Here is a 10,289-nt window from a genome sequence, read left to right on the forward strand (position 1 = left end):
CAGGTTTCCCATCATAGGAATACCTGTCATAACCATCTCCTGCTTGACCGCAAAATCAGCTGTAAGCGTGGCACTAAAAAGCAGGCCCAAAAGAACAGTTACAAGCAGGCTTTTCTTTATTAGTTTCATCATTCCTCCAGTGTCAGCTAATATCAGTGTCATCGGCAGGACAACTACCGATGACACCGATCTAAATACTTAACCTCTCTCGATTTTCTCCACGGCCAGTTCGATTTCTTCCACCGCGGTGGTAGAAACCCGGCCATCGAGATCGAAGCCGCGCCACTTGCAGGGCCAGGCTTCAAAGAAATTGTAGCGCATGATTTCATCCCCGGAATCATCACAAACAATGACACTTCCGCTCTTGCGATCAACGCGCCCCTCCATGACAGACTTGCGCCACTGCCAGAGCTCGGTAGTGTTCACGTAGCCTCGCTTGAGGATGATATTCGAATATCTGGTCTGTCCCGGACGTTTCCGCAGGACCTGGTCGGAACCATCCTGGTACTCGACTATTTCCGTTTCGGAATCGAGACCGTCGACAGCTTTGAAGGCCGCCTGAGTGACACCGTCGATCTCGATTTTGAAGTTGTAAGCACCGATATGATCATGTTTTCTGCGATTCGGCATGCTTTCCTCCTGTAATCAAAGCCGTAACTCGGCTGGTAGAAACCTGGTTTATTCGTTAACCGAAGCGCCGGACTGCCACTGCGAGATCCTGAAGATCACGAACTCAGCAGGCTTGACCGGTGCCAAACCAATCTCGATCACGACCATGCCGGCATCGACCACTTCCGGCGGATTGGTTTCCTCGTCGCACTTGACATAGAAAGCCTCCTCAGGCGTTCTGCCAAACAGCGCGCCGTCATTGTAAACACGCAGTAAGAAGGCGGTAATATTACGTACTATCCGCTTCCACAAGGTGTGATCGTTGGGTTCGAACACGACCCACTGTGTACCTGCCTTGATCGATTCTTCGACCATGATAAAGAGGCGTCGGACATTGACATATCTCCAGGACGGATCCGAAGAGACGGTACGAGCGCCCCACACCCGGACGCCACGATCCTTGAACTCACGGATGCAGTTAATTCCACGCGGGTTGAGAATATCCTGCTCACCCTTGGAGATATTGTAACGCAGTCCCAGGGCACCGCGAACGACTTCATTAGCCGGTGCCTTGTGGACACCGCGAGTGTTGTCACTGCGGGCATAGATTCCGGACATATGACCGGAAGGCGGAACATAAACATTTTTATCGCTGGCGGGGTCATACACTTCGAGCCAGGGGAAATAGAACGCCGCATACTGGCTGTCACGGGGCTTTTTGATCTTGTCGACTCCGCCCTTTTCGATTTCAAGGGTGGAGTCCAGAATAGCGAAACGATTCATCCTCTCGCAATGCGAAATGACCGCATCCTGGATAGCGGGCTCGGTCATACCCGGGGCACAGACAATCGCGATTTCATCGACTTCCTCGAAAGTTACCAGTCCGGTCTTGTTGCCGGGACCCTCATCCTTGCCCATAAACAGTGCCGGTGAGGGGCCACCACCCGACGACTGCGGGGGAGACTGCGGTTTCTTTTCGTCTTTGCCTTCTTCTTTTTTGGGAGGAGGCGGAGGGGGAGGCGGACCTTCCATCCCGATATTGGTCACAAAACAGCGGCTTCCACCGTTGTTGAAGAATCCATATACAGCGTGAGCCAGATAGGGACTGTCGTTAAATTCACCAAAGGTTCTGGTGAATTGTCCCCAGTTGGTAATCAATGTAGCTTCGTTTTTGGGTCCTTTTTTGGTTTGCCCGATGAAGCCGACTGTCGAGGTACCGACCGCTTCCAGCGGCTTACTCCCCTTATCGACCTCTTCGACATAGACACCCGGAGACAAATATTCCGGCATAGAAAACCTCCATGTTTAATCTTTTATCGCTTTGCCTATCTTTTATTCCTTTTTACGCATATCTATAATTCGCTCCTCCACCCGACGGAATCGCCGTTGCCTCTCGGATTCCATCTCGATCGTGACCTGATAAAAAGAAGCCGGCCTCATTGGTTCTCTGAGAGCCGACCAGAAACGAATCTGCTTTTCCTGTGAAAACGGGAGCATCCTGAGCCCGATCCTGTCTGCGGGATGATTGATGTATTCCTTCAAATCCTCAAGCTTGCCAAGATCCGAATTGTCGTAAAGCGAGAGGATACTGCGCCCGAGAATCTGCTGTTCCGTATCAGGATCGGCAGCAAAAGCGCATAACATGTATTGCAAATCCAGCTTCAAAGGTGGCTCGCGTAAAAACTCATAGTAGTTACCATCCTTATCACGGTCCTGAATCTGGTAGGGATCGCGCTCCTTGAGCTCCTGGTTTTCAGTAATACTGTAAAGGTAAAAAATGCAACAGGGCATTTCCTTGGACAATTTATCCAGGTTCGGTTGCCAATTGAGGCATTCGACTTTTTTCAAGTCGACGCGTTTGAATTCTTCTTCCAGAAGCTTCAGCACTGCCGAAGTTACTTGCTGGATGATCGTATGGCTTTTCATCCTTGAATCTGCAGTAATCTCAAGATCCTATAAGGTGATCAGGATAGTTATTTTCCAACGAATTATAATTCAGGAACTTGCCTGAAGCAATATAAAAAAAACAGTCCAGAATCCCATTATACGTATCAATGAAACACTTTGTTAACCCGATGTCAAGCGGCATCTGGATTCGATTGACATTATCAAAACAAAAGCCGTCTCCGGCAATCGGAAACGGCTTGTATACATCTCTCTGTAGATCTCTAAATTAGAAGCTTTTGAACTCTTTGATGGGAACTTCCTTGCAATCCCTGGGCGGAGCGAAATGCCCATCTTTAAAAGCCTTGGTAGAATAATTCAAAAGCTTGATATTGGTTTCGAATACATCGGCACCCTGTCCGGTCGGCATCTGTGCCACGATCGTACCCTCGACTGGTATCCCCTCCATCTCGGCCAGCAGACGGTTGAGATTATACTCATCCAGATCGAGTCTGATCAAAATATCAAAGAAACTGCCAGTGACATTGTTTGTCCCGCGCAAGAATTTATGCGCAAACAGGTTATAGCTGTTATACATTTTGTGGTTGGGAATCTCTTTGGTGACCCAGAGAAAACCCTCGAAGTAATGCTTGACCTTGGCTTCGCCAACCCCGGTATTGCGGGCATGGTCGAGCCGGAAGGTGATCTTATCGCACTTTTTGCCGTCGATCGTCTTGGTTTCACCGGTCTTTTCGATCTTCATCTGCGGTCGCCTGGCATCAGCGGCAGAATCGATGACAGGAAATTCGGAGGCGCGCATCATTCTGACAGCCCATTCCTTGGCCGCCGGATTGACAAACATCTGCTTTTTTCCGTTGAGGTCATGGATTGTGATTGTAGTGACATTGGAAAGCACGGAGTCGCCCAATGTAATAACAGAGTTACGGCTGGACCTGCACAGGCTGTCTTTATAGATATCCTGCGTATGTGTCAACTTCACCGGCCCGACCAGGGGCAGTCCCTTGGTAATAATCGAATGCTCCACCGAAAGGTATTGTCCCGATTTACCTTGTGCTGAAAGCTGGGCGGTCAACCCAAATATCAGCAACAAGACAATTGACAGTTTACCGACATTTCGAAAAGTCATAGTAATCTCTCCCTATGGATTAGAAAATGTTTTCTTGCTTTATCAGATCTCATACATGCTCTGTCAGTTACTAATAGACCGGACGCACGACCTGTATTTCAATATTTATTATACAACGCGAAGACGGAAATAGATCACATTTTTGCGATTTAAAATCAAACCCTCCCTTCGCTTTAGAATTTCACACGGTAATACTCCGGAATATCAAAAACGGCCGGATTGATTTTCTTTTCCAGCAGTTCATCGAGATTCAAGCTGACCGTAATCCGCGCCTTCTTGTTCATCGTAACAGTTTCAACTAAAAACTCAGCCCTGACCACCGCACCTTCCAAATTGAGCAGAATCCGCTGGAGATCGGGACGATCGACATTCAAGCGCCTGAGAATACGCCATAAAGCGAGCCCTTCGAACTCGGAGCCCCCGTACAATGCCGCCAGACGGTGATGATAACCTTCAAGGATTCCGGACGCTTCGATATCGGAAATGATCCAGATTTCACCGTTTATATACGTCCCGCGGTCGAGACGGCCGGACTTTTTGGGCTTTTCGGCCCTGTCCTCGATCACAATTTTGCGGCAATTCTGGAATTCGTCGATCTGCATGTACTCTTCGGTCAGTTCAACCGCCAGACTGCTTTTGAGGGCTGAATCGACCGGTAAATCACGTTTATCGTAGAACTTCGTCTCGTAGGTCGAATCAGACGCCTGCAACAAGCTCAGGCTGAAATCGCGAAAATCGAGAATCTCGGTACGTTTTACTGTACTGCGATCGTCGCCCATAACTACTTCCGCTGAGCCATGGTAACGTGCGACTTCGCTCGAAACCGTCAGTTTACCGGTTTCGGTCTGGGGTCCCATGAGCGGTAAGTTGTCGAGCTTGATATGGTATTTTAGTTCCACCGCCGGTACCGCCCGCGTCTTTCGGGCATCGTCCTTGTCCGCCTCTTTTTCGGAAGTTCCCCCGCAACCTGAAAAAGCTGACAACAGAAATACCGCCATACCCGCGCGAATGCAGTTTAATCCGACTCTGAAGATCACTAATACATCCTGAATTGGTTGAATTCCACCTCTTGATAGCCTTCAGGAACCGACAGCAGGATCTGGTCAATATCCGTGGTCGTGTAATCTTCGAGCTTCAAGCTGATCCCGTACTTGACCATATCGCCATCCATCGGCACATTGACTTCAAAATCAGCCTCGACCGGGACACCATTGAGCTTCTGATTGATTTCATCCAGCCAGGCATCTCCCATATCGATCTGGTTGGCGAGCCCGAAGAAACCGGAACTCGTTGTCAAAAACTGATCCGACAGCCGTGACATCTGATCCTGGAAATCCGTAAACAGCTGAACGTTCTCGATATCTTTCGAAACCCACATAAAACCCTTGAGTTTACTGGTAAAATCAGTTTCAGGATCGTTCAACTGGAGATCGAATTCGAGTGCTTCGCACTGTCCGTAATTCTCAATTGATTTGGTTGAGTCCTGGCTGACGGTCACCTCCCGGCGGGCAAACTTAAGCGGAGCTTCTCCCGTATCGGCAACATCCTCGCCTTGTGCAACTGCCCGGGCCTGTTCTTCCATCATCTCGTAGTGGGTCATCAGTGAATCGAATTCCTCGAGCGTCATGACAACGTAATTCGAATCGAAATCGTTAATCATGTAGATATTGCCTTCATCGAGGTTAACCATGACCGTGGAGGAAATCTCCTGTGCTTCACCACCCACGATTACCGAGGAACGCATCACCGAACGCATGATATTGCCGGAAAACATCTGGGTCTGTTTCAATGTCACCGGTCCGACCACCGGCAGATCTTTGACAGCGATGGTTGTGTTCAATGTCAGGTCATTGCCTTTCTCCGCAGCCTCTTTCTGGGCGCAGGCTAAAAGCGTTACCATGACCAGAAACAGAATGCCAGCTTTTTTTAACATAGAACCTTCCTGTATCTTGTTTGAAATGAGGTTAATATTCTTCCCTGCCTTTGTTGATTTTTCGGTTTATCTCCGAAATCTGTTCGATAAATTTATGTCGGGTCGCGTGATCCAGCTCCATGATCTCATCCAAATCCCAGTGAAAATGATAAGCCATGTAAGCTACCTCCCGGAGCAGATCCTCCCGGGGGTAGCTGACTATTTTCCCAGGCTACCCATATCAACTTCGAACTGGTGTCCGCAGGAGGGACACACAGCCGGAATCATCGCGGTACCTTCCTCATTTATCTGCCGATAAAAATCCTGTAAATACGACAGGTCGGCCGAAAACAAATTCTCTATCACACCTGTATTTATATCCGAAAGACTGCCCAGTTTCGTGATTACCCGCGAGAGAATTATTATGACGAGGTAAGCACGGTTCTGCTGGACACGGTAATCTGACAAAGGCGCTATCTCGTCTTTGGCGTTTGCCAGGCGCATAACGCCCTTTTTGTGAACATTGCCATTCGAATCGACATAGCCCTTCGGGAGCGTAAATTCAAACTCGGTTTGAAACACGCCGGCCGCTTTCTGGCTGGAACCGTATTCTGTATCCACCATATCTAAACTCCTTGTGCTTTCGAGGTGAGACTTTTTCCGGAAGACTTGCTCATATAGATTTGACCTGCAATTTTATGCATCATTGCGGATAATTGAACAATAATATAACACAACTTCGGACATACTTCAAGTATGCCACGGTTTGCCCTCAAATTAATTCGAAAGCGACACAAAAATCAAGCAAAAACTGCCGTCCTAACTTGCAAAGCCGTAAATCTGCGCAATAGTACTTGCCCGACAGCCAAAAACTGCTATTTTTCCTCTATGACTGCCAATCACAAACCTAAATATGTTATAGTCAATCAGCGTATCGGTACAATCGAACTCGATCTACCTACGGAATATGCCCGTTATGCCGGGGAGCTGCGAGATTTGATTCGAAAGGAATTCAGCTACGAGATGATCGATTCGCTTCTGGAAGATGATCTCCAGAAATATATCGAGAATTTTCTGCGGGATAAAGAAGAAGAACAGGTTGATGACAGATAATGATCAATTTTGATAAGAGCGCAGAATTTTTTAAAAACCTGGCCGGTTCTAAAGCTCAGGCCACAGCCGACCAGCTCATGAGGCGGGGTCAGCCATTTCTGAGCACATCCGGGCTTCCGGAACTGACTCAAGCGCAGGATAGTTCAATCGATGATTCCCCTCCTACCCCTGAAATGGTCCTGGCTGAAAGCGACGACAGTATGGGACCTCAAATGGAAGATACACCGGATATCGCTAAACAGCAGAGAGCTCAACCAGCAGGTCAAGATCGGCTTTCATCAACAACTGACAATCCGTTTCAACAGGTGGCTGACGCGACCCGGTTGACAACCGATATTAAAGCGGAAACCGCCAGCGCAAAAAGACTGATGACCCGCAGGCTAAATCCGTTTCAAATCGAAATGGTGGCAGAGATAATCAAAGAGAAGCTTGAAAAAGACCTCAAGACCGACAGGGAGCGCAATGGCGAAGACCCGCTTTAATGACACCGAGCTTGCAGACAGCATCATTTCAAGAATACGATTTGAACCGATTATTTCCCGGATTTCTTCCACGTTTGAGCGTGAGTTTGCTGAGAAGAGCCGTAAAAGCAGTGAACTGGCCCACGAGATCATCGAACCCCGCAGGATCGAAACCGGGCAACAACCGGAGAAAATTTCCGACGCTATGGAGGAAGTCAGAGAACAGATCATGATCCGCGATCAGCACAAGCCGGATTACTTTATCTGGGAACTAAAGTTAATAGAAGATGCTGAAGAGTTCGGATTTCTGCGTACAATCCAAAAAAATAAATTGACAAAGTTTGTTCAGGATTTTAGCTTTAAATCAGTCAGCAACCAGTTTAAGGAATATTTTTCATCCAGAATCGAAGTCTCAAGTACTGATATATCCAGTTTCTCCAGAAAGAAGGTTTAATGACCTCCACAGACTGGGAAAGCCTTTTGGCAAACCAGCTCAATCATATCCAGAACAGGATCTCCGGCGCTGTCGACAACGGCAAACGCAATGAGGATATCCGCAGGAAACTGACGGTTCAGTTTTTGGAAGATATGAGCCGGAAGATCAAGGCCTCACTGGAAAAATTCAACCAGTCCGCACGGGTGAAGATGGAGTATGTCGATTTCTCCAAGGATCACCTGGGAAACAGCTATTTTGGTCTGAGACTTCTGACCCGTCAGATGAATTTCGTGGACACCAGGCGAGGTTTCGCAAGGGTCGACCTGATCGAGGGCAGTAGCGTACGTGAGGCGGCCTTCGTTCTGGCACGTCTCTCCCGCACCGGCGATTTAATCACCTGGGAGGAGAAAAACCTGCTGGGTTTCGGCAACCATCTCGAACCGGTCACACTCGACCACCTCGTTCGAAAATACATGACTTACCTGGTCAATAAACAGGCTCAGACCAGCACGATGTAGCCAATCGGGATAGATACCAAATAAAAAACCCGCCTTCAAATTGAGCGGGTTTTTTATATTCTTGCGAGTTTTCACGAAACTATTTCATCAGGATCATCTTGCGGGTTAAAGTATTTTCATTGACCGTCAGGCGATAGAAATACACTCCGCTGGGCATACTGACACCGTTTGATTCGGCGTTGAACACAACCGAGTAATCGCCTGCGTCCTGATGATTATCGACCAGGACAGCACTCGACTGTCCGAGGATATTGTAGACTTCGAGACGGACATGACCGGATTTTTCGAGCGAATAATGAATCATAGTTTCCGGATTGAACGGATTGGGATAATTCTGACCGAGGGCAAACGCACCCGGCAGAGTCGATCCGTTTTCCTCATCGACCGAAGTCACGATAACCGTCGTAAAGGTCTTGTCGGTTTCGACCACGTCACCATCCATATTGGAGGTGACCTCGATATTCAAGTAGTCAGTTATAGTCTGCGACAAACCGTAGGGAACATTCAGTTCGACCGTGAAATCGACACTGCTTCCCGGTTCCACATAATCGGTGGTCGTCTCGGACATGATCGTGAACGGCCAGTCCTCGGTACTTTCGATATCGATATAGAAGAAATCCAGCCCGTCGCCTTCATTGGTGATAGTGAAAGTATACTCGATCACATCACCGGGAGAAGCCTGCTGGGCAGGCGGAACATCGATACCGATACCGATTTCCTGGGTAGCCGTGAGATCCGCCGTGGCGGTATCACCCATCTCGGTCCAGTAGATCGGATCGCCGAGAACCTGGGTAGTCGAGACACCGTTGATTACCAGCGTAATCAAATCACCTGAGTTGGCGCCGTCATCTTCATCGGTTCTGTTGTCATCGCGATAGATCGGCATAAACCCGTAATGGCCGGGGGTATGCACAACAAATGTTCCGCAATGGATACCATCCGGGTCATAGGCGTCGATTTTAGCACCGACCGGAATCGGTTCACCGTTTAAGAGGGTATAGTCGCTGAACACATTGATCCATTCCGGCGTCAGGACCACAGTCCCGCCGTCGGCCGAAAGACCGACCGCCAGAATCACAGTCAGGATCAGCGCACTCGCAATCATCCTTGGTTTCTTTAATGACATCTTCATAATATTAATGCCTCCACACACAACACTTTATATATGGCGGGCGGTTAGAAGGCCGCCCGCCAGTATATATTCCCTGTTTTATTTCATCAAGGTCATCTTCATCGACTTGGTATAGTCGCCGGCGTTCAGGCGATAGAAGTAGATACCGGAAGAGACTTTGCTACCGGCATCGGTCTCGCCGTTCCACTCGACCGTGTAGGCACCAGCGGACTGATGCTGATCGATCAGGGTGGTAACCTTTTCACCCAGGATATTGTACACAGTCAGGGTGACCTTGCAGTCACTCGGGATCTCATAAGCGATCGAAGTGACCGGGTTGAACGGATTAGGATAGTTCTGAGCCAGGTTGTACTGTTCCGGAATCACAGCGGAACCACCCGACTTCAGGTTGATATTGCCGACAAACGTACGGCTTCCGGTGCCCTCGAAAGTGAAGACCTCTTCGGACAGACGGCCGTCGATGCGGAGCTGGAACTCGTCGCCGACCTTCAGGCCAGCACCGTCTTCTTCAGCACCATAGACCGACATGAATCCGAACTTGCCTTCGGCCTGAGCCACACAGCTTCCAACCAGGCTACCGTTGAGATCGACAGCTTCGATCACGGTACCGGCCGGGAGCAGGTTACCTTCGACGATCACGGCTTCGCCGTAAAGGTCGTGCCAGATGTTAGTCGGGGTAACAGCATTCATGTTATTGGTATGCTGGTCGATACCTTCCTTGGCAAAGGCCGGATTATAGCAACCACCGTAAACAAGGTAGTCGTCGGCAGTCATCTTGATCCAGTAGCCAAAGAGCGGACGCAGCATAGTCAGAGTCGAGAATTCCTTCATCGTCGGGACATAGGTCTGCGCGCCGTTATCGAATCCGAGTACGACGATGACCTTATCGAGGATGCAGGCCAGGGCGTTATGGACCGAATCAGCCTCTTCAGGCAGGTAGGAAACCAGGTTCCAACCCATCTCGAGGGCGATCGGAGTCTCGGCATCAACACAAGCGCCTTCCAGATACAGGGTATCTTCGGCATCCATGTTGAACCAGTAGCCGTGCAGGTGATCCATATGCTTCAGGGTATTGAA

The 10,289-nt window shown here is 49.0% G+C and carries 13 protein-coding genes; 4 read left to right on the forward strand and 9 right to left on the reverse strand.

Annotated elements, in window-relative coordinates:
- Positions 1-198: 198 nt before the first annotated feature.
- From GF404_13215 to GF404_13245, 7 genes are all read right to left on the reverse strand, one after another.
- Positions 199-630 (reverse strand): phage tail protein, encoded by a 432-nt coding sequence (locus GF404_13215; GenBank protein ID MBD3383138.1) that lies wholly within the window; start codon positions 628-630, stop codon positions 199-201.
- A gap of 48 nt (positions 631-678) precedes the next feature.
- Positions 679-1,899 carry a phage tail sheath family protein gene (locus GF404_13220; protein MBD3383139.1) on the reverse strand — a complete coding sequence of 407 codons (1,221 nt, stop codon included), beginning with the start codon at positions 1,897-1,899 and terminating at the stop codon, positions 679-681.
- A gap of 42 nt (positions 1,900-1,941) precedes the next feature.
- Positions 1,942-2,535, reverse strand: a complete 594-nt coding sequence (locus GF404_13225; protein ID MBD3383140.1) for a DUF4255 domain-containing protein — start codon at positions 2,533-2,535, stop codon at positions 1,942-1,944.
- A gap of 247 nt (positions 2,536-2,782) precedes the next feature.
- On the reverse strand, positions 2,783-3,640 hold the full coding sequence (locus GF404_13230) for a hypothetical protein (protein ID MBD3383141.1): 858 nt from the start codon (positions 3,638-3,640) through the stop codon (positions 2,783-2,785).
- 173 nt (positions 3,641-3,813) lie between these two features.
- Complete coding sequence (locus GF404_13235) at positions 3,814-4,677, reverse strand: hypothetical protein (protein ID MBD3383142.1); 864 nt, start codon at positions 4,675-4,677, stop codon at positions 3,814-3,816.
- Positions 4,677-5,573, reverse strand: a complete 897-nt coding sequence (locus GF404_13240) for a hypothetical protein (GenBank protein MBD3383143.1) — start codon at positions 5,571-5,573, stop codon at positions 4,677-4,679. Before GF404_13240 ends, GF404_13235 begins: the two co-directional genes overlap by 1 nt.
- Positions 5,574-5,771: 198 nt before the next feature.
- The gene (locus tag GF404_13245; protein ID MBD3383144.1) at positions 5,772-6,176 is read right to left on the reverse strand and encodes a phage tail assembly protein; all 405 of its coding nucleotides are present in this window, start codon (positions 6,174-6,176) and stop codon (positions 5,772-5,774) included.
- A gap of 264 nt (positions 6,177-6,440) precedes the next feature.
- Between GF404_13245 and GF404_13250 the strand changes: the two genes are divergently transcribed.
- From GF404_13250 to GF404_13265, 4 genes are read left to right on the forward strand one after another with little or no spacing between them, the layout of a single operon-like run.
- Positions 6,441-6,665: a hypothetical protein gene (locus GF404_13250; GenBank protein ID MBD3383145.1), complete on the forward strand. Its 225-nt coding sequence runs from the start codon at positions 6,441-6,443 to the stop codon at positions 6,663-6,665.
- Positions 6,665-7,147, forward strand: coding sequence for a hypothetical protein (locus tag GF404_13255; GenBank protein ID MBD3383146.1), 483 nt, complete (start codon positions 6,665-6,667; stop codon positions 7,145-7,147). Before GF404_13250 ends, GF404_13255 begins: the two co-directional genes overlap by 1 nt.
- Entirely contained in the window at positions 7,128-7,580 is a 453-nt protein-coding gene (locus GF404_13260) for a hypothetical protein (GenBank protein MBD3383147.1), read from the forward strand. The genes GF404_13255 and GF404_13260 overlap by 20 nt, the downstream gene beginning before the upstream one ends.
- Entirely contained in the window at positions 7,580-8,080 is a 501-nt protein-coding gene (locus GF404_13265; GenBank protein ID MBD3383148.1) for a hypothetical protein, read from the forward strand. Before GF404_13260 ends, GF404_13265 begins: the two co-directional genes overlap by 1 nt.
- A gap of 79 nt (positions 8,081-8,159) precedes the next feature.
- Here the strand turns inward: GF404_13265 and GF404_13270 are convergent, their stop codons facing one another.
- A complete protein-coding gene (locus tag GF404_13270) occupies positions 8,160-9,212 on the reverse strand; it encodes a T9SS type A sorting domain-containing protein (GenBank protein ID MBD3383149.1) in 1,053 nt (350 codons plus the stop codon).
- Positions 9,213-9,290: 78 nt separating this feature from the next.
- Positions 9,291-10,289, reverse strand: a 999-nt coding sequence (locus tag GF404_13275) for a T9SS type A sorting domain-containing protein (protein ID MBD3383150.1), incomplete at its 5' end; no start/stop codon positions are given.

The organism is Candidatus Zixiibacteriota bacterium (assembly GCA_014728145.1).
Lineage (GTDB): Bacteria > Zixibacteria > MSB-5A5 > JAABVY01 > JAABVY01 > WJMC01.